The sequence below is a fragment of the Salinimonas chungwhensis DSM 16280 genome, from assembly GCF_000378185.1.
In the GTDB taxonomy this organism is placed as follows: Bacteria; Pseudomonadota; Gammaproteobacteria; order Enterobacterales; family Alteromonadaceae; genus Alteromonas; species Alteromonas chungwhensis.
This window is the reverse complement of record NZ_KB899376.1, coordinates 103,651-124,411: the sequence shown is the minus strand read 5'-3', so window position 1 is coordinate 124,411 and position 20,761 is coordinate 103,651. Positions and strand designations below refer to the sequence as shown.

General features: G+C 48.7%; 16 protein-coding genes. 8 read left to right on the top strand and 8 right to left on the bottom strand.

The window, feature by feature from the left end; genetic code table 11:
* Window positions 1-8: 8 nt before the first annotated feature.
* From F458_RS0100610 to F458_RS0100595, 4 genes are all read right to left on the bottom strand, one after another.
* Window positions 9-1,412: a transporter substrate-binding domain-containing diguanylate cyclase gene (locus F458_RS0100610; protein ID WP_018981429.1), complete on the bottom strand. Its 1,404-nt coding sequence runs from the start codon at window positions 1,410-1,412 to the stop codon at window positions 9-11.
* Window positions 1,413-1,591: 179 nt separating this feature from the next.
* Window positions 1,592-2,152, bottom strand: coding sequence for a PEP-CTERM sorting domain-containing protein (locus tag F458_RS0100605; RefSeq protein WP_018981428.1), 561 nt, complete (start codon window positions 2,150-2,152; stop codon window positions 1,592-1,594).
* 59 nt (window positions 2,153-2,211) lie between these two features.
* Window positions 2,212-5,349: a S8 family serine peptidase gene (locus F458_RS21125; protein WP_018981427.1), complete on the bottom strand. Its 3,138-nt coding sequence runs from the start codon at window positions 5,347-5,349 to the stop codon at window positions 2,212-2,214.
* A gap of 371 nt (window positions 5,350-5,720) precedes the next feature.
* Window positions 5,721-6,896 (bottom strand): thiolase family protein, encoded by a 1,176-nt coding sequence (locus F458_RS0100595; protein WP_026294385.1) that lies wholly within the window; start codon window positions 6,894-6,896, stop codon window positions 5,721-5,723.
* A 272-nt stretch (window positions 6,897-7,168) separates the two neighbouring features.
* On the opposite strand from F458_RS0100595, the gene F458_RS0100590 reads away from it, so the two are divergent.
* From F458_RS0100590 to F458_RS0100565, 6 genes are all read left to right on the top strand, one after another.
* Window positions 7,169-7,576, top strand: a complete 408-nt coding sequence (locus tag F458_RS0100590) for a MerR family transcriptional regulator (protein WP_018981425.1) — start codon at window positions 7,169-7,171, stop codon at window positions 7,574-7,576.
* Window positions 7,573-8,742, top strand: coding sequence for an isovaleryl-CoA dehydrogenase (locus F458_RS0100585; protein ID WP_018981424.1), 1,170 nt, complete (start codon window positions 7,573-7,575; stop codon window positions 8,740-8,742). The genes F458_RS0100590 and F458_RS0100585 overlap by 4 nt, the downstream gene beginning before the upstream one ends.
* Before the next feature lie 61 nt (window positions 8,743-8,803).
* On the top strand, window positions 8,804-10,411 hold the full coding sequence (locus F458_RS0100580) for a carboxyl transferase domain-containing protein (RefSeq protein WP_018981423.1): 1,608 nt from the start codon (window positions 8,804-8,806) through the stop codon (window positions 10,409-10,411).
* Window positions 10,412-10,422: 11 nt separating this feature from the next.
* Window positions 10,423-11,229 carry an enoyl-CoA hydratase/isomerase family protein gene (locus tag F458_RS0100575; protein WP_018981422.1) on the top strand — a complete coding sequence of 269 codons (807 nt, stop codon included), beginning with the start codon at window positions 10,423-10,425 and terminating at the stop codon, window positions 11,227-11,229.
* Window positions 11,222-13,219, top strand: coding sequence for an acetyl/propionyl/methylcrotonyl-CoA carboxylase subunit alpha (locus tag F458_RS0100570; RefSeq protein ID WP_018981421.1), 1,998 nt, complete (start codon window positions 11,222-11,224; stop codon window positions 13,217-13,219). The genes F458_RS0100575 and F458_RS0100570 overlap by 8 nt, the downstream gene beginning before the upstream one ends.
* Window positions 13,212-14,108 (top strand): hydroxymethylglutaryl-CoA lyase, encoded by an 897-nt coding sequence (locus tag F458_RS0100565; RefSeq protein ID WP_018981420.1) that lies wholly within the window; start codon window positions 13,212-13,214, stop codon window positions 14,106-14,108. The genes F458_RS0100570 and F458_RS0100565 overlap by 8 nt, the downstream gene beginning before the upstream one ends.
* Before the next feature lie 38 nt (window positions 14,109-14,146).
* Here the strand turns inward: F458_RS0100565 and F458_RS0100560 are convergent, their stop codons facing one another.
* The 3 genes from F458_RS0100560 to F458_RS0100550 form a co-directional block, all read right to left on the bottom strand.
* Window positions 14,147-15,403 carry an NRAMP family divalent metal transporter gene (locus F458_RS0100560; protein ID WP_018981419.1) on the bottom strand — a complete coding sequence of 419 codons (1,257 nt, stop codon included), beginning with the start codon at window positions 15,401-15,403 and terminating at the stop codon, window positions 14,147-14,149.
* Between the two features lie 86 nt (window positions 15,404-15,489).
* Window positions 15,490-16,677 (bottom strand): MFS transporter, encoded by a 1,188-nt coding sequence (locus F458_RS0100555; protein ID WP_018981418.1) that lies wholly within the window; start codon window positions 16,675-16,677, stop codon window positions 15,490-15,492.
* Between the two features lie 166 nt (window positions 16,678-16,843).
* Window positions 16,844-17,377 carry an SRPBCC family protein gene (locus F458_RS0100550; protein WP_018981417.1) on the bottom strand — a complete coding sequence of 178 codons (534 nt, stop codon included), beginning with the start codon at window positions 17,375-17,377 and terminating at the stop codon, window positions 16,844-16,846.
* Between the two features lie 305 nt (window positions 17,378-17,682).
* On the opposite strand from F458_RS0100550, the gene glgC reads away from it, so the two are divergent.
* Window positions 17,683-18,936: a glucose-1-phosphate adenylyltransferase gene (gene glgC / locus F458_RS0100545; protein WP_018981416.1), complete on the top strand. Its 1,254-nt coding sequence runs from the start codon at window positions 17,683-17,685 to the stop codon at window positions 18,934-18,936.
* A gap of 14 nt (window positions 18,937-18,950) precedes the next feature.
* Here glgC and F458_RS0100540 read toward each other — a convergent pair whose 3' ends face one another.
* Entirely contained in the window at window positions 18,951-19,754 is an 804-nt protein-coding gene (locus F458_RS0100540) for an alpha/beta fold hydrolase (RefSeq protein WP_018981415.1), read from the bottom strand.
* Between the two features lie 95 nt (window positions 19,755-19,849).
* Between F458_RS0100540 and F458_RS0100535 the strand changes: the two genes are divergently transcribed.
* The gene (locus F458_RS0100535) at window positions 19,850-20,665 is read left to right on the top strand and encodes an acyl-CoA thioesterase (protein WP_018981414.1); all 816 of its coding nucleotides are present in this window, start codon (window positions 19,850-19,852) and stop codon (window positions 20,663-20,665) included.
* The last annotated feature ends 96 nt before the right edge of the window (window positions 20,666-20,761 follow it).

Below are 20,761 nucleotides of genomic sequence, written 5' to 3'. Positions count from 1 at the left end.
GCATATTACTAATACTGCGGCAGGGTGGCAATGCCACCGCCCTGTCTGCGGGCCTGATACAACATACTGCTTGCCTGCTCGTACCAATCATTAAAAGACCAGTTATCCAGTAAACCGGCAACACCAGCGGCTAATGTTATTCGGAATCCCTGCATTTTTGCAGACTCTTCAAGACGGGCTACCAACCTTTTTGCCAGTAAATGGCCGTCAGCCTGACTAGTTTGTGGGCACAGCAACACCAGTTGATCCACACTCCAGCGAGCTGCTACATCAACATCTCTGACGGTGGTAAGACAAACCCGGCCTAGCAGTCGCATCAACGTTGATTCTTTTACGCGTTTGGGCTGGCTGCTTTCATTTTGCAAAGCCAGAACATCAAGCACCACAAGCGTTGCCGGCGACTGAAAACGCCGAAATCGTGCCACTTCCTCTTCCGCTTTTTGAATCATGTAGTTACGGTTATACAATCCGGATTCCGAATCATGATTGCTTAAAAATTCAATGGTACGATTTTTTTCTAAAAGAACTGACTGCAGAGCATCTATTTCCCGCCGCCTTTTGATGAGGGTCGACTGCCATTGTCTGCGACCTCGCTGGCGCCAGAGCAACGCGCCCGCGACCATCATACCGGCAAGAGTAAGCACAGCGTATTTCCAAAAATCGTCTTGTGTATAACTAACAGATTTATTCCACTTTTGCAGGATTTTTACCCGCTTGCGGTCAGGAATGGTACTAATAGCACCGTTGATTCTTTTTAGTAATGCATTACGTTCACTGCTTTTAAGTGCGAACCTTAGATTACTGATAGGATCCGCTATTCCAGAGATTGTGAGCTCACCATCATTATGCTTACGCAAATAATTATTAAACCCCATAAGGGAAACTACCATAACATCAAGTTCCCCTTCTGCCAGTTTGGTGAGGCCGATCTGTTCGCTGGCTACGGGTTCGGTGCTAATGGCTGGATAGTAACGAGCTATGTACTGACCATGTGCATTCCCTTCAACTATGCCTGTAATGCGTTCTCCTATAGCATCGTAACCGCTTAATAACTGGGTGCTGACAGGGGTGACCAACACATAAGAAATTTGCAAAAATGGTTGTGATAAGCTGATATCACTGCGATCAACAGCCGCCATTTCAAATACCATGGCCATCTCACAGCGACCGCTATTGAGATAATCAAGCCCCTGTTGCCAACTCTCAACTTCCACAGCGCTGAATGTAATACCAGTTAAGCTACTGATAATTGACATATAATCAGCAATCATTCCGATATGACGCCCGTCGCGGATACCTTCATAGGGTAGCCAGTTGCTCTGCGCACAGTACGCCAATGAAGATTTTGCCTGGGCGTTACTGGCAATAATTAAGAGCGGGGCTAAAACTATAGCTCGCCATAGCAAGTTCATGTAACCCCCTGATTTGAAAGTAAACAAAAAGGTCAGTATTGCTGTTTTATAGACGATATGCAACCACGCTAAAGGCATGCATGGTCGGTTGACTGATCACTATACAACGCGTTTAAACAGCCCATAAAAAAAGCCCTGCTATCAGGGCTTTTATCCATCTCAATAATGCTCAGTTAGCATTAACTGCGTTGACGGCGAACCATCATAAGACCCATTGCCAGTGCAAATACTGCAAACGCTGAAGGTTCTGGAACTACAGAAAATTCAACATCGTCACCAAATACAGTGAAGTTTGAATCCGGATCATTGGGGAAATAGAAGGTCGCTAAATTAGATCCAGAGAATGCTCTGTCAAATTCAAAAGACAAACCAGTCATCAGTGCTTCTGAGTAAAAATCCAATGTCAGTAAATCGAAACCCCGGCTTAAATCCAGGGCATTAAATACCACGTCAAACTGAAATACATTACCTAAATCCACCGATTCGCCAAAAAGCTTCAGGCTGGTCAAGGTGATAATTTCAGGATTGAAGAAGTTGTCGGCTTCGGTGGGATCAAAGAACGGGTCATTTTCAATCGCACTATCCAGCGCATCTTCGTCCAGATTTGCACTAAGATTAAAAATAGACTCGCCGTTGATACGCCCTTCTTGGGTAATCATCGCCGCGTTGGCTGAAAGTGACGTCCCCAACGTTGATACCAATAGCGCCGCTGCGCCAATTAACGTTTTTAAATTTTTCATGAGTGTATTCCTGTTTTTATAAGTGGGGGCCATCCGGCCCCCGACATTCTGATGTTGTTTTAGTTACGCACTTCCAGTGCAGTTGTGCCCTGTAGGATACCGTCATCGTCAAAGAAGCTGACAGTCCCCATATAGGTGCTATCCTGCTCCAGACCACGCGTCATAATATTTACGCGGTTAAAACGATTGTCTACCGCACGGGTTGACGAACTTACGCGCAGGTTAGGTTCTTTCCCATTAACAACCCAAACCATTTGCTCGTAATCTGTAACGCCACCTGGTACAAACCAGCCATGAACCATCGTTAGATAGAAGGTGCCTACAGCGCCATCGGCCGCTGGTTCAGGATTTCTTATGATCACATCTTCGTCTGAGCCTGCATTTAATGAAGCATCAATTTGCGAACAAGAGAACTCCACGCATCGGTAAACATACAGGTCCAAATCAGCGCCTTCTGCAGCCACCCGCTCGTTGCGCAATGAGAAACGCGCTAGCTCAGAACCTTCTGGCACCAGCCAGGCGGTGTATGTTGTACCTGCTCCCAGGAACGCAAAGGTTTGCGATGGATCCTGCTCTACCTGATCAGGCGTAGTCAGCAGCGGGGCCAGACCTGCATAATCAATGCTGGTACGTCCAGAGTAGTTCATCTGAACAGGGAAGTTGCCGCGTCCACGACGCAGGTTAATTACCTGTGACTCAGGCACATCAATCTTAATATCAACAGCAGGCTTGACCGCAATTGGGCTGCGAACGCTTGAGGTTGCGCTTTCAAGAGTTATTGCACCAAATGTCCACTGATCAATCACTGCTTCTTCGTTTTTCGACATCGTAATGCCGTAAGCAGCTACGCCACCTGGTGTGACCACTAAATCTGGTGATGCAGTCAGGTTGCCGTTTGCATCATATGTACTTACTGTAGCATCAATCCCTTCAAGACCTTCCAGTGACACAGTGTACGTGCCACCAGAACCGGTAACATCTGTCACTGTTCGGAAAATAGTTTTTTCCGAATCAAGTGTACCCACAGAAATTGAGGGATAGTTAAGCTGTGATGGATCCAAAGAGAAACCGGCCGCTTGAAAATCAGAACATGCAAAACCAGACTCTTGTGTTACGAAACTGTCTTCATCCAAGCCACACATAAACGCCATATAATCGAAGAAGCCAACGTCATATGTCAGTCCAGGCTCCATTGCTGATACCGGCGCAGCATGTCCGGCACCAAAATCGAACGGGTCAGCCGGAATAACGCCATCTTCTTTTGTGACACCCTGATAAGCCGTGGTCATAAGTGCGGAGCGAACCTGACCCGGACTCCAGTCCGGATGTTGATCCATCAACAGCGCAGCCATACCCGCAATATGTGGAGACGACATAGAAGTACCGCTTAGATAAGCCACTTGCTCACCTTGATTACCAAACATTGGGGTATCAGTTGTTGCTGCGAGTATGCGCACACCAGGTGCGGTTATATCAGGCTTAATAACATCTTCGGTAGACAGGTTAGGACCTCGTGACGAGAAGCCCGCCATGATATTACCTTCCTCTTTTTGCGGAACGAAAATTGACGCATTTAGTTCCACATTAAGCGTCTCGCCGCTGTTTAATGCGGCAGCAAGATTATCACCATCCTGGGCACCTATCATGCCACCAGGAATTTCACCCACATAATCGCCGCCCAGTGAGGTTATCGGGTTACCTTCAACAGTATAAATGACTGCCGCTTTGGCGCCGGACTGCACGGCGCGGATGACTTTCTGCGTAAAGGCACAGTCACCGCGCTGAATCAGTACGATTTTACCTTCAACTTCAGCAGCATTAGCCAGCGGAGAAGGTGTTGCACCATCGTCGTAGCATGCTCTGAGAGGCTCAGCCAGCACCAGTTCGCCGGATACCGGTCCGGTTTCAGCAAGTGGCTTGGTGATAGAACCTTCAACAAACGGATATTGTTCAGCCGAGCCGTTGCTGGTCACTTCCAGTGCATTGGTTTGACTAAAACCTTCGTATGTTGATGCAGCTACGGTGGTAACCCAGGGTGCCGGCGTACCAATAGTTTGTGCCGCCGGGCCAGAGTTGCCCGCTGAAACCGACACAAATACACCAGCTGCAGTTGCACGAAGCATAGCTGCTGTTGGTGGATACGTCAGGTCTGTGCGGCTACCGCCGATAGAGTAGTTAATAACATCAACGCCATCAGCCGTGGCCTGGTCAATTGCTGCCATTGTATCTGATGGGAAACAACCTGCCTGGTCTTCACCATCTGGCGTGGTGTAATCTGAATTCCAGCATACTTTGTATGCAGCAATACGGGCACGAGGAGCAATGCCTGACATTACACCCAGCTCGCCGCCACTTTTCATAGCAGGAACACCTTCGTTACCTGCTGCTGTGCCAGCAGTATGGCTCCCATGGCCATCTGCATCACGGGGGCCGATAAACTCGCCCAGTTCGGTTTGGATAGGATACACAGCGGCAAAACCATCACCGAAATACTGTGCTCCAATAACCTTATTATTACAGGAAAACGTGTCGTCTTCGCCCGGGTCACACACACCCGACCAGTCTTCTAACGTCGACGGATCACTATAGCCCTCACCTGAGAAACTTGGATTTTCAGGCGTTATCCCGGTATCCAGTATACCGACGATTACGTCCTCGCCTTTAATGCCCGAAACATGTTGCCCCTGCCCTTCGGTCAACCCTAAAAATTCCGGCGTGTTAGCTGTATCCACTTTTAGCAGTTCGTCTTCCCATACGCCCACTACATCCGGATTATTGCGAAGCGCTTCTACCTGGTCGTCAGAAAGTTTGGCGGAAAAGCCATTGAAGGTGTGAACATAGTTGTGAATTACATCAACATCACCGGCAGAGTTTGCTATGGCCTGTTGTCTGGATTTTAGCTTGTTAGTGTAATCTACAAGCTTCTGGCTCTTCGCATTATATTGATTCCCCTTTCCTGCAGCCACCTTGTTGCTGGGTACCAATTCGCCAATATCTGCAGCATAGGTAACACCGGCTTTATCGCGTAGTTGCACAATATACAAACCTGTTTGCGAGCGCGCAGCTTTTACCGGTCCGGTAGTAGTTAGTTTACTTGCATCTGGAACCGTTACCTGCTGGGCCAGTGCACTTGGTACCATTGCCGCAGTAACTGCCATTGAGATCATAGATCCCAAAAGGTGTTTCTTAAATGTCATTTGCGTCTCCCATCGACACTTTTTTTATAATTATGCAACGGTGCTGGTGCATCCGGTTGCACACAAACGCGTTCTTTGTACGGTTTACCCGCATCAATCTCGCGCGTTATCACGAGTTCCTGAAATTATTATTGTTATCAGCTGTCACTGACCAATCTGGTTGAAAATTGATTAGTAACGACATGAACATGCACGACAAATTCCACAATTGCAAGCTACTGATGCGCAAATATATTTAATTTTATACCCCAGTATAAAAAACAGCAGATGTAAAAAAACCTGACAAAAAAGCCAGGTTCTTTTTTTATTAGTTCTTTTAAATGATGACGTTAGCTCGATCGCCCCACCAGGGGGAAGTCGGAAACTCTTGTTTACATCATTTCTACTGCCATGGCGACACCCTCGCCGCCACCGATACATAGCGACGCAATACCCTTTTTGCCATTAGTTTGTTTTAATGCGTGAAGTAGTGTGACCAATATTCTGGCGCCTGATGCCCCAATGGGGTGACCCAGCGCACAAGCGCCGCCCTTGATATTGACCTTCTTTTCATCCAGACCCAGTTTTTTTATCGCCAGCATGGTAACCATGGCAAATGCTTCATTAATCTCAAATAGGTCAACATCCTGTTTTGACCACCCCGCCTTCTCCAGAACCTTTTCCATTGCTCCAACGGGTGCTACTGTGAAGTTTTCAGGCTCGATGGAGTGAGTGGCGTGGGCTACAACCTTCGCTAAGGGAGAAAGACCCAGTTCATCGGCTTTTGAGCGACTCATAACAAGCAGAGCTGCTGCACCATCTGAAATTGAACTTGAATTCGCCGCCGTCACTGTGCCATCTTTTTTAAATGCAGGACGCAAATCCGGAATTTTTTCAGGCCTTGCATTACCCGGGCCTTCATCAGTATCCACAGTAACCTCACCTTTGCGGCCTGAAATTGTAACGGGGGTAATTTCATCGGCGAACGTACCAGACGAGATGGCCTCGTTGGCTTTAGACAGAGAGCTCAATGCAAATTCGTCCATCTGGCCGCGCGTTATTTTTTCTTCGTCTGCCGTATCTTGCGCAAAGCAACCCATTGCTTTGCCGTCGTATGCGTTTTCCAGTCCATCCAGCATCATATGATCAATAACCTGACCATGGCCCATCCGGTAACCGGAACGCGCCTTAGGTAGCATGTATGGAGCATTACTCATACTCTCCATGCCGCCGGCTACCACAACCTGGGCAGAGCCTGCCTGTATCAGGTCATGAGCCAGCATTACCGCTTTTAGCCCGGAGCCACATACCTTGTTGATCGTAGTTACGCCGGCAGATAGCGGCAAATCAGCTTTAAGAGAAGCCTGACGGGCCGGTGACTGCCCCAGACCAGCAGGTAATACGCAGCCAAATACAACTTCATCAATCTGGCTCACATCCATATTTTCGCAGGTGGCCCGAATTGCCTGTGCACCGAGCTCAGTGGCCGTTGCAGCTGCCAGGCTGCCGTTGAACCCTCCCATCGGCGTGCGCTTTGCCGCGACAATTACTACTTCTTCATTGCTCATATCGTGTTGCCTCAATAATAAAGTGATAATAAAAGAGGTTACTTGTACCTCCTGGTGGCACACCGATGCAGGTGTTACTTCAATACCAGATGCGCCGTAACAATTTGTTGCCATATTGACGTTACAGAGTTGTTACCTTACCTTAACGTAAAATGCAATTTACGTTAACGTAAACCCGAACGTTAAAAGTGTCAACGAGCCGACATCAGTAAAACTATGCTTTGACATTAGCAGCTGGGTAACCACTGGACGTAACTCACAGGTAGTGTGCCATGAATAATCACAAATCTGATCCGACCTATACCATTGGCGAACTGGCGCGCGAATTCAGTATTACCCCTCGGTCTATTCGTTTTTACGAGGAACAGGAGCTGTTAAGCCCACAACGCACCGGCCAAAACCGTATTTACTGTAACAAAGACCGTGTCAGGTTAAAGCTAATTTTACGTGGCAAACGGTTAGGTTTTTCACTGGCAGAAGTGAAAAATCTTTTCGAGCTTTACGACACTAATCCAAATTCTGCTGTTCAGCTGGAAACAATGTTGAGCCTGACAGAGAAAAAACGCGCCGTGTTGACACAGCAGCTTGAGGATATTAAGTCGCTGATGAGTGAACTGGACGAGGTTGAAATTCGCTGCCGGGAAGAACTGGCTGAACTTAAACGAGGAAATATCGCATGAATACGCTCTATCCCACTTTGAATTTTGGTCTGGGTGAAGACATTGATATGTTGCGCGACCAGGTCAATCAGTTTGCAAAAAATGAGATCGCTCCTTTAGCCGCGCAGGCTGATGAAGATAATCAGTTCCCCAACGAGCTATGGCCTAAATTAGGTGAGATGGGACTACTTGGCGTTACCGTATCAGAACAGTATGGTGGTTCTGAAATGGGCTATCTAGCGCATACTGTGGCGATGGAAGAAATCAGCCGTGCTTCAGCCGGTATTGGTTTAAGTTATGGCGCTCACTCTAATTTGTGTGTTAACCAGATCTTCAAAAATGGAAACGACGCGCAACGCGAAAAATACCTGCCTAAGCTTGTGTCCGGTGAGCATATCGGCGCACTGGCTATGAGTGAGCCCAACGCCGGTTCCGACGTGGTGAGCATGAAGTTACGTGCAGACAAGCGCGGCGATAAATATGTGCTCAATGGCAACAAGATGTGGATTACCAATGGTCCGGATGCCCACACTTTTGTGATTTACGCCAAAACCGACACAAGCGCTGGCGCCAAGGGAATTACAGCATTTATTGTTGAGCGCGATTACCCGGGATTCTCTCAGGCTCAGAAGCTAGACAAGCTGGGGATGCGGTCATCTAACACCTGTGAGCTGATTTTTGAAGATTGCGAGGTGCCGGCAGAAAACATTCTCGGCGAAGAAGGTAAAGGCGTTAAGGTCCTGATGAGTGGCCTGGATTACGAACGGCTGGTTCTGTCGGGTGGTCCTTTGGGCATAATGCAAGCCTGCATGGATGTGGTGGTACCCTATATCCATGAACGTGAACAATTTGGCCAGTCGATAGGCCAATTCCAGCTGATTCAGGGCAAAATAGCTGACATGTATACGCAAATGAATGCGGCACGCGCCTACGTTTATATGGTAGCGCAGTCTTGCGATCGGGGTGAAACCACTCGAAAAGATGCCGCCGGCGCTATTCTTTACTCCGCCGAGCTGGCCACAAAAATGGCCCTTGATGCGATTCAAATACTAGGTGGTAACGGGTACGTCAATGAGTATCCCACCGGTCGCCTGCTTCGCGACGCAAAGCTTTATGAAATCGGCGCAGGGACATCTGAAATCCGCCGAATGCTGATTGGTCGCGAGTTATTTAAAGAATCTGAATAATTTTTTCTTTTGACTTCGGGTGACCTGCCTGGCCGCCCGTTAGCTTATACTGGAGGGACACGTGCCCGTATTATCAACTTCTGTCAATTCAAACTCAAAGGAATTTGCCGATAATGTGCAGCATATGCAGGCACAGGTGGCAGATTTAGAAGAAAAAATTGAAAAAATCCGACAGGGTGGTGGCGAGAAAGCTGCCGCTCGTCATACGTCCAAGGGCAAGCTTTTGCCCAGAGAGCGCATTGAAGCGCTGCTCGACCCCTGTACACCTTTTCTGGAAATTGGTCAGTTGGCTGGCTGGGAAGTTTATGACGATTATGTGCCAGGCGCCGGCGTCATTGCAGGGATTGGCCGGGTCAGCGGTATCGAATGCATGGTGGTGGCCAATGATGCTACGGTAAAAGGTGGCACCTACTACCCCCTGACAGTGAAAAAACATTTACGGGCGCAGGAAATCGCCATGCAGAACAACCTGCCCTGTATTTATCTGGTTGATTCCGGCGGTGCCAACCTCCCCCGTCAGGACGAAGTATTCCCTGATAAAGAGCATTTTGGGCGGATATTTTTCAATCAGGCCAATATGTCAGCAAAAAATATTCCTCAAATCGCTGTTGTGATGGGCTCATGCACAGCCGGTGGCGCATATGTTCCGGCCATGGCCGACGTCAGTATCATCGTTAAGGAGCAGGGAACTATTTTTCTGGGCGGCCCCCCCCTGGTAAAAGCTGCGACAGGTGAGGTAGTTTCAGCCGAAGAACTCGGTGGTGGTGATGTCCATACCCGTACATCCGGGGTAGCCGATTTACTGGCAAATAATGACCATCATGCCTTGGCGCTGGCCCGGGATACGGTTAGCCGCCTGAACCGCACAAAGTCTGTAGGGCTGGATATTAAAAAACCCGTCGAGCCGCACTACCCGGCTTCAGATATTTACGGCATCGTACCCAAAGACAGCCGTAAATCATATGATGTAAAAGAGATTATCGCGCGCATTGTAGATGGTTCAGAATTTGATGAGTTTAAACCGCTTTATGGTACTACGCTGGTATGTGGCTTTGCGCGTATTTTCGGCTATCCGGTTGGGATTGTCGGCAATAACGGCATTTTATTCGGCGAAAGCGCACTCAAAGGCGCGCATTTTGTAGAGCTATGTGCTCAGCGCGGTATTCCGTTAATCTTTTTACAGAATATTACAGGCTTTATGGTTGGCAAACAGTATGAAGCCGGTGGTATTGCCAAACACGGCGCCAAAATGGTAACCGCAGTGGCGTGCGCTAACGTGCCCAAACTGACGGTGCTGATCGGCGGCAGTTTTGGTGCGGGTAACTATGGCATGTGTGGACGTGCTTACGATCCGCGTTTTTTATTTATGTGGCCCAATGCGCGTATTTCCGTGATGGGCGGAGAACAAGCTGCCGGCGTGCTGGCGCAGGTTAAACGTGATCAAAAAGAACGTGCTGATGAGCAGTGGTCCGAGGAAGAAGAAGCAAAATTCCGGCAGCCTATTGTCGATACGTATGAGAAGCAGGGCCACCCCTACTATGCCTCAGCTCGTCTCTGGGATGATGGCGTAATTGATCCGGCGGATACCAGAATGGTGCTGGGATTGTCACTTTCTGCAGCACTCAACAAGCCCATTGAGGAAACTCAATTTGGCATATTCAGAATGTAAGGAGTGAGCGTATGACCATCGAAAACTCAGCCGTCCTTTACCACGTCAGTGAACGTGGTGTGGCAACGGTAACGCTTAATAATCCAGATAAACATAACGCATTCGATGATGCGATGATTGGCGCGTTGACTGATTATTTTACTCAGGCGGCTAATGACAGCGCTGTGAGAGTTGTAGTACTTGAAGCGCGTGGTAAAAGTTTTAGCGCAGGGGCGAATCTTCAATGGATGCAGCGTATGGCCGGCTACAGTGAAGAGGAAAATGAGCGCGACGCCATGGCGCTGGCAACCATGCTGCAAACACTGTACACCCTGCCCAAGCTGACCATTGCCAGAGTACAGGGTGCTGCGTTTGGTGGCGCTATCGGGCTTATCGCCTGTTGTGATATTGCTATTGGTAGTCGCTTGAGCAAGTTTTGTCTCAGCGAAGTGAAAATTGGCTTGATACCCGCCACCATCGCACCTTACGTTGTTGAAGCAATGGGTGCACGGGTATGCCGACGCTACTTCCAGACCGCAGAGGTTTTTTCTGCGCGACGGGCTCGCCGACTGGGTCTGCTTAGTGAAGCGGTAACCGAAGACGAACTTGACAGCACCATCGATGACATCATCAGCCAGGTGATTAAAAATGGGCCCAGCGCAGTAGGCCAGGCGAAGACCCTCGTAGAGTATGTTGCAGGCGTACCCATTGACCAGTCGCTAATGGAAAAAACGAGTAAGTGGATAGCCAGCGTGCGTGTATCAAAAGAAGGCCAGCAGGGTCTGAATGCGTTTTTAAATAAACAAAAGCCGGCCTGGCAGGAGTCACAGAATGATTAAAAAAATTCTTATTGCAAATCGCGGTGAAATTGCCTGTCGAGTAATTAAAACTGCACGCAAGCTCGGCATTGGCACCGTAGCCGTATACTCGGACGCCGATGCCAGCGCCCTGCACGTCAGTATGGCAGATGAGGCAGTAAACATAGGGCCTGCGCCTTCCAAGGACAGTTATCTGCGGGCTGATGTAATTCTCGATGTCGCGCAAAAATTAGCGGTGGACGCAATTCATCCTGGTTACGGCTTTTTATCCGAAAACGCCGACTTTGCCCGCGCTTGTGCTGATAATCATATTACATTTATCGGGCCTGGACCCGATGCGATATCAGCGATGGGGTCCAAATCTGCCGCTAAGAACATTATGCAGAAAGCCGGTGTTCCGCTGGTGCCTGGCTATCATGGGGATGATCAGTCAGATGAGACTTTAAAAAAGCACGCTGATGAAATGGGTTATCCCGTCTTGCTCAAAGCGGCAGCCGGTGGTGGTGGTAAAGGTATGCGCCAGGTGTGGAATGCGGATGAGTTCGACAGCGCACTGCGTGCAGCACGCCGTGAATCTATGGCGAGTTTCAGTGATGATGTAATGCTCATTGAAAAATATCTGACGCAGCCGCGTCATGTAGAGTTTCAGGTTTTCTGTGATACCCACGGTAATGGCGTGTATTTGTTTGAACGGGATTGCTCGGTACAGCGGCGGCATCAGAAAATTATAGAAGAAGCTCCTGCTCCGGGCATGGACGAAGCGGTACGCCGACGTATGGGTGAGGCAGCCATACGCGCGGCTCAGGCTATCAATTATGTGGGTGCAGGCACGGTCGAGTTCCTGCTTGATGGTGAAGATTTCTACTTCATGGAAATGAATACCCGCTTGCAGGTTGAACATCCGGTTACCGAAAAAATTACCGGCGAAGATTTAGTTGACTGGCAGATCCAGGTTGCCAATGGCCAGCCGTTACCTAAAACTCAGGACCAGTTACAGTTACATGGTCATGCCTTTGAGGCCCGTCTTTACGCTGAAGATCCGGCAAATGGCTTTTTACCCGCCACAGGCCGACTCACACTGCTGCAACCACCTCAGGAATCAAAGCATGTCCGGGTTGATACTGGTGTCGTTCAGGGCGATGAAGTCTCTGTTTATTACGACCCCATGATTGCCAAGCTAATAGTCTGGGATGAGAACCGTGAGCGCGCGCTACAACGGCTGCTAGCGGCGTTACGGGATTACCATGTCGCTGGTGTCACTACAAACCTGGAATTTTTATATAACGTGGCTGCCAGCCAGCCTTTTCAGGATGCTGAGCTTCTCACTACGTTTATTGAAAAACATGAGTCACTCCTGTTTGCCCGTCCCACGCAGATAGATGACAAAATGCTGGCCGCTACCGCTATGCTGGTACTTTTGTCCAACCAGCACCCGGTAACCAGCGACGGCGATCCTGGCTCCCCATGGGCCATGCCACTGGCATGGCGGGCAAATTTCAGGCATGAGCAAACTCTGACATTCACCATAGGTGATACCACCGCCGACGTCAGAGTTGCGCATTGCGGCACACCCAAATCGCCCAATCAATGGCAGATGAAGGTGAACAATCAAACCTACCAGGTTAGCGGGCATGTGGACAATCATGTGCTTTATGCGCAAATAGATGGCTACCAGCAGCGCATCGGCTGGGCGTCAGATTCCGCGCGCTACACGTTATTTACCCCCCAGGGCGCATTACATCTTGACTACCATATGCCAGATACCGGGCACGCTGATGATTCAGCACATGATGGCGGATTTGCCGCGCCCATGAATGGCACAATGGTTGATGTATCCGTGGCCGAGGGTGATAAAGTCAAAAAAGGCGATACATTGCTGGTCATGGAAGCTATGAAAATGGAACATAATATCACTGCCCCTGCAGATGGCACGGTGAAAGCTATTTTCTTCGCACCCGGTGATCTGGTAGATGGCGGTGCGCAGTTGCTGGAGTTTGAACCAGATGAATAATTTTCCAGAAACGGTAAGTCTGGTTGAGGTTGGACCACGAGATGGCCTGCAAAATGAAAAGTCAGAGGTGAGCACACAAACCAAAGTAGACCTGGTTGAAATGCTGGCAGATGCTGGTCACAGACATATCGAAACCGGGAGTTTCGTGTCTCCCAAATGGGTGCCACAAATGGCCGATTCAGATGCGGTTTTTGCGCAGATCAAGCGGCGCGAGGGCGTAACCTATTCGGCGTTGACACCAAACATTAAAGGTTTCGAAAATGCTCTCGCGGCCAGGGCTGATGAGGTGGCTATTTTTGGTGCGGCTTCTGAATCTTTTAGCCAGAAGAATATCAATTGCTCGGTGGATGAAAGTCTGGATCGATTCGCCCCAGTGGTAAGCCAGGCAAGAGCCAATGGCCTGCGGGTACGCGGTTACGTATCCTGCGTTCTGGGCTGTCCTTATGAAGGTGAAATTGCGCCAGCTGCTGTAGCCAGTGTCGCGAAAAAAATGCTCGACATGGGCTGCTACGAAATATCGCTGGGCGATACAATCGGCACGGGAACGCCTGTCAAAACGCAGCGCATGCTGGAAGTTGTGGCAGACGCAGTGGGCGTTGATAAGCTTGCTGCGCACTTTCATGATACCTATGGGCAGGCGCTGGCCAACCTGTATGTTGCGCTCTCTTGTGGTGTATCGACTATCGACAGTGCGGTGGCCGGCTTAGGCGGCTGTCCTTATGCAAAAGGTGCCAGCGGTAATGTAGCCACTGAGGATGTCCTTTATATGCTTGATGGAATGGGCATACACACTGGTGTAAATATGCAAAAGTTGCTTAGGGCTTCTGTCTTCATTATGCAGGCAGTGGGTCGCCCCCCGTCTTCAAAAGTCGCCAACGCGATGGGATAACAGTCCTTTGAAAAAGAGGCGGCATGCGGCCTCTTTTTTTAGCTGCTGACGAATTGCCACCAGATAAAAACGCCCAGAAAACCAAATAGATAAATCAGTCCCGCCAGGCTCAAGCGCCGTAGCCAATGAGTAGCTCCAAACGAACTTTCTGTACGCGAGGTATTAACCAAACGATGATTTAACCAGGCAAATAATGGCGTGGTAGTAAAAGCCAGAGTCATGGCGAATCCAAGCATAGCCAGTAATGCAGATTGAAAAAACAGCACAATAATAAAACTGATAATCGCCACGAGTAGCAAAGTTTTGGTAAAGTGACGTTCAGGTTCATCGTTGGTTCCCCTGAGCAAACCCAGCGCTTCAGTGATAGCCCGGCAATATCCATCATAGACAGTCAGCGCTGAACCGAATATGCACAAAAAGGCAATAGTCGCAATAAGATAACGCGACCATTCTCCAATGGTAGAGGCGTACAGGCTCACCAGTTGCCGAGAAAATCCAATGCCACCGACCGCCATATCTTTTCCACTGCCATACAATATAAGCGCTCCAAGTGCTAAAAATACCACCGCAAGTAGCGTCGTTGTAATATACCCCAGATTAAAATCAAACAGCGCTGACGCTGGCGTCACGCTAACTGAGTCTTGCTGCCGCTTGAGCCATAATGAAGTGATCGCTGATATTTCGATGGGCGCTGGCATCCACCCCATGGTAATAACCAAAAAACCTATGGCAGCAACCGTCCAGGGCGATTCACCGGAAAAATCTGGTGGCGCGGCAGGCCCGTTAAAGCCAGCGACCACTGCGGCGGTGACGGTACTAATTACCAGCAGAAGCATGATAAGTTTTGCCGCCTTATTCATCGCTTCAAAATGTCCGGCCAACAAAATAAACAATATCGTTGCAAGAACAATGGCAGCAAGCATTGGAACCGGGACTGTAAAAGGCAAGAAATAGCCCAGTAAACTGGCTGCAAACATTAACAGCGCAGCGGCATTTACCACAGCCGCAACGCAGTTTATCACCATGGCCATCAACAGATAGCCCCTACCCATGCTCAGGTAGCCCTGTTGCAATGTCTGTCCACTATCTACGGTGTAGGTGACGGCGGCTCGAAAAAACGGATATTTAAGAATATTAACGGCAATGATTAATATAACCAGCTGCCAGCCATAATGCGCGCCTGCCTGTGTCGCCGCCACCAAATGGCTCCCACCTATGGCGGCTGTGGCCATAAGTATTCCCGGCCCCAGGGATTTAATGAGACGGCTGGCAGTATTTAATTGAGACTGTAACATCACTCATCGTCCTGCTGGTGACACGCCTAAGCGTTAAGGTAAATTAGCGGTCATCATGACAGGCGAAATGGAATAGATAAACCGCGTTACTGCTTTGCTTTCTCGGCTGGCAGAATAAATGTCAGAGCAATAGCCACACACAGCATACCAGCCATCACATAAACAACTGAAAATCCGATAAGAGATTGGAGCATGGCGTAAAAAGCACCAAAGCCCAGTAAAATAATGCCAATTGCAGTATTACTGAATGCCACCAGCTCGGTTCGGTCCTGCCCTTCAGTGACATCCAGACTGTAAGTCTGACGCCCTGTTCGAACACCGGTATGGGCAATGGCCAGTACAAAAAACAGCAGTCCTGATATCCAAAGCGATGGGGCCGGTAATACAAGTAAACCAATACAGGCGGCGGTAGCGATAATGCCTGCTATTTGCAAAGCCAGGCGTGCACTTTTATCGGCCACTTTGCCCCAGACTATTGATGAAAACAACGCAGCTGAAGCCTCTGCTGCCAGAAAAAGGGGTAACAGTGACTTCGCGTCGGCTTCACTTTCCAGCATAAAGTAAGGAGCAACGAGTGCAGAATGCACAAAAAGTCCCCGAACCAAAATAAAGCGATAGACAATGGAGTCAAAGTTATGAAACCGTGGCGGTGAATGGGCGTCATGATTTTCGCTCGTCTCACGCGAAACATCCACGTAGGTTTTTATCGGCAACAAAATAATAAAAGTGAACAGGAAGGCCACAGCAGCTGCGCTGATTAGAAACAGAATTGCTTCTTGACCCAGCACATCCTGGTAAAATACCAATGGGACAGCTACAAGCAAAGTAACGATGCCAGAAATTGTCGATGCCTTGCCCAGCAGGGCACCTCGTTCGCCCTTATTGGCTATATCGGCCTCGATATCTTTTATAGTCAGTGAGCAGGCTGCACGCCCCATGCTCAGAAGCCCCAGAAGGCACAGAATCGCCCAACCAGCCTGACTATTATCCAGACTCAGGGCGGCGATGAGCATCCCCATTACAGACAACGCCTGTACGATAATTCCGGTCCGCCATATAATATGCCGGGTACGCATCTTTCGCAGCAAAATACCAATAACAGCCTGAGGCAACAAAGCGCCGGACTCTCTAATCGGCACCAGCCAGCCTATCATCCAGGGCGGCGCGCCCAGTGAAATAAGTAAAGCCGGCAACGTTGTTTTTGCTGATATCAGCAAATCTGCCAGCTTGTTGGCAGATAGCGCTCCTACCAGCCGATTTTTTTGGCCAGCCATTGATGCCCTCTGCAAAACGTTATTTTTAGGTTCACAGTCCCTCGCAAAACAAGCCATAAACAACTTTGGGCTAACTTTCCAAAGCGTAGATTTTCAATAGTTTAAATTCATTCAGGCAGATAGTACAGACTCGTATTCGGGTTGGCAGCGCACTTACCCCGGTCAATCAGGTTTTATTTTCCACCACTGTTTTGAGGTTTTCCAGGCCTGTTTCGAAATCAGGCCCAATCATGTCGTCGATCATCAACACAAAATAGCGGTCTAGTGGATTTGCACCTACTTCTCCTTTATCACTCCATATAACCCGTGTGCCATCGGGCGTTTCCTCAAGTAAAATTTGTCCGGTGGTCCCCATTTCATATTCAGCGAATCGTAAACTATAGCGAACTCTGCGGTTATGTTTGAGCTGCGTAATTTCCAGCTCACCGCTTCCTTCGCTCGCACTATGCCACTTTGAAAACATACCTATAGCACGGTCCGGCCCGCCATATTCAATTTGCATATTCGGGTCGCGCTGGAACCAGACCCCCCAACTGCTCCATTGTTTAAGATCCACGACACTGGGATAAATATCCTCAGGCGAGGCATTAATAACTATGCTTCTTTTGACCTCATATTCTTTTGGTAGTAACAAACCTACACCAACAAAAACCACCAAAACTGCTGTCATTAAAAATATGAGTTTCTTCAGTAAGCTCATGATTTATCCATGTTTTATATAACTCATATTGATTATAACACTTTTTTAACAATTTACCTTTCATGGATAGTTTCTCGGTGTTCAGCATCAGCCTGTAGTCTGTCTGGTAACTTATACTGATTGTCGTATTTACCATTGTCTCCTGAGCCTTTTTAACGTTTTTAACGTTTTATTTATATTCCCCAAGTTGTCTGGGTGGTTTATAACGGGATCATGTGTACACTAATAAGCTTGCCACCCAAAAACTAATTAATGGGCACATTTTCCCTATTTGATATGAAGGAAAATCGCACAGGAGAGATACCATGGCAGATCACAAAAATCGCTACATCAGTAATTTAACACGCGATACCTATGCGCTGATTCTGGCCGGCGGTAAGGGCTCCAGGTTGCATGAGCTAACAAACTGGCGGGCCAAACCCGCGTTATACTTTGGCGGCAAATTTCGGATTATCGATTTTCCGTTATCTAATTGCATCAATTCTGGTATTCGCCGAGTGGGTGTAGTCACCCAATATAAGTCCCACTCTCTGATCAGACATCTGACCCGGGGCTGGGGCCACTTTAAAAAAGAGCTTGGTGAATCTGTTGAAGTTTTACCCGCTTCCCAACGGTTCTCCGATCACTGGTACGCCGGCACTGCTGATGCGGTTTTTCAGAATATCGACATTATCCGGGATGAGCTGCCCAAGTACGTCATGGTTCTTTCCGGCGATCATATTTACCGAATGGATTACGGAAATATGCTTGCTCACCATGTAGAAACGGGCGCAAAAATGACAGTGTCATGTATGTCAGTTCCCACGGAAGAGGCTGCCGGCGCATTCGGTGTAATGTCGGTAGAAGACGATCTTCGTATCACCGGATTTGAGGAAAAGCCAGCTCACCCGGCCCCCCAGCCTAATCGGGAAGGATACTGCCTGGCCTCAATGGGTAACTATGTTTTCGATACAGAATTCTTGTTTGAACAACTACGTCGGGATGCTGAAACCAAGGGCTCTGAGCGGGACTTCGGTAAAGATATTATTCCATCAATTATAGCCGACCACAGTGTCTATGCATTTCCTTTTGAAGGTAGTAGTGATGCGACAGCCTACTGGCGCGACGTAGGTACTATTGACTCATTCTGGGAAGCCAACATGGAAATGGTGGCACCGGTGCCTCAGCTCAATTTATATGACCAAAAATGGCCTATCTGGACTTATCAGGAGCAGCTACCACCGGCAAAATTTGTCTGGGATACCGATGATCGGCGCGGTGAAGCAATAAACTCTGTGGTTTCCGGTGGCTGTATTATATCCGGCTCTACGCTAAGGCAAAGCCTGGTTTTCTCCAATGTCCATGTTCATTCGTACGGCCAGATAGATGAGGCCGTTATCCTTCCGGATGTGGAAATCATGCGCCATTGTCGTCTGCGAAAAGTCATCATCGATCGCGGAAGCGTTGTTCCGGAAGGTATGGAAATTGGCTACAATCATGAACATGATCGCGAACGTGGCTTTCGGGTTTCAGATAAAGGCGTGGTATTAGTTACCAAGGAAATGTTGCAGGCGCTTTAGCAGCGCCTGCATGACTACCTGCTTTTCTCCCACTGCTGAATCGTCGTCGTAATCTTTTCAGCTAACTCTAACGGGTGCTCCAGCGGCAACATATGACCACCGGGTACCCGGGTATGCGCAATGGGATTGTGTCGAATAAAACGTCGCCAGTACTCAGGTTTACAGACATTTGAGTCCTGACCGGTTATCAGCAGACCGGGGCACCGAAGCTTGCCTTTAAACTTATCCAGATTATGGGGCAAATGTCTGAATATATCGGCCTCAACCTGCGCATCAAATGTCAGTACTTGATGGTCGCCCTCAACTGCAGTGGCGGCTTTGACATAATCTGCCACGCAAGCAGGCTGCATGTTTTTGAATAACCCCTTGCTTTTAAAATACTCAACCAGATCGGCGTCTTTTGACCACCGGGTATTTCGGTTTTGAGCAAGTCCGGCGGGGGTGAGTTTATCCATGTAAGCAGTTTTTTTGGCTAACCTTATTAACAGACTTTTTGGCCCTAATACTAATGGGGGATCTATTAGAATCACGCCTTTAAACATTTTGGGATACAAACACGCTGCCATAAACGTAATCACCGCGCCAAAGGAGTGACCAACCCCGTAAACTTGTCCATCCGGGCAATTACACCTGACATAGTCCTGCAACTCCTCAACCTGGTTAGCCCAATTTTTATTAACCGGCAACTGTGGGTTATGCCCAAACTGCGGCTTTGCATGGAGTGTCCAGGTTGCCGGTAAATGAGCAAACAGTTGCTGATAGCTTTCTGCCGGAAAACCGTTCGCATGGGCAAAATGCACCGAAACTGATGAAGCCAATTGGTTGTTACCTCTACAAGAATGGAAAAAGTCCGTTGGCGATTATCGCACCTTACGGTAGGATACCATACCCTACTCATCAGACCAGAACACCTATGCATATTGATGAACTTCTGACATTTTCTCAGCCAGCGTGGATTAACGAGACAACGGCTGTTTATCGTGAACGCATTATCAGTGCCGATTGGGGCCAGGGCAGAACCGCATTTGGGGGCATCACTGCGGGCATGGTGTTTACTGCCATCAACGCTCAGGTGGAAGACAGCCGGGTTTTACGTGCGTTTAATACCAATTTTATTGGTCCTATTACGCTCGATTACCCTTTCGATATCGAGGTGGTCAAGCTCAGAGAAGGCAAAAATGTCAGTCATTTTAGCGGCCAGATAATTCAAAATGGCAAGGTTTGCGTCGCCAGTCAGGCATGCTTCGGCGTTGGCAGAGTATCAAAAATCTCAGTGGAAAATCATGAGGTCCACGCCATGTCAGCCCCGCGTAAAGCGCAGTTTATCCCACAAATCCCTAAAGTGACGCCTAAATTTTTACGCCATTTTGACCTGGCGATTGCAGAAGGGGGCGTTCCGTTCACTGGGCGCAAAACCCATCATTATCATGGCTTTATGCGCTTTAGTCAGGCCCCTGAGACACTTACCGACGGGCACCTTATCACTATGATTGATGCCTGGCCACCAACCTTACTACAGATGATGAGGTGGCCTGCCCCAGCCAGTACTGTGACCTGGAACATAGAATTCATCCACCCCCACCGGCCCGTTTCCGGTGCCGACTGGTTTGCCTACCAGGCCCACACCCGGCAGGCGGCAGATGGTTACGGTCATACTGAAGCCACAATATGGGACAAAGATAATGAAGTGGTAGCAATCAGCAGACAAACCGTTGCGGTATTTGATTAGAGCAAGTTTGCAGCAAAATAGAAGAACCTGAGAGACGCGTGTCGAGGCCGTGGCAACTAAAGACATGCAAGTATAAGAAAAAAGTAACAGGCATAG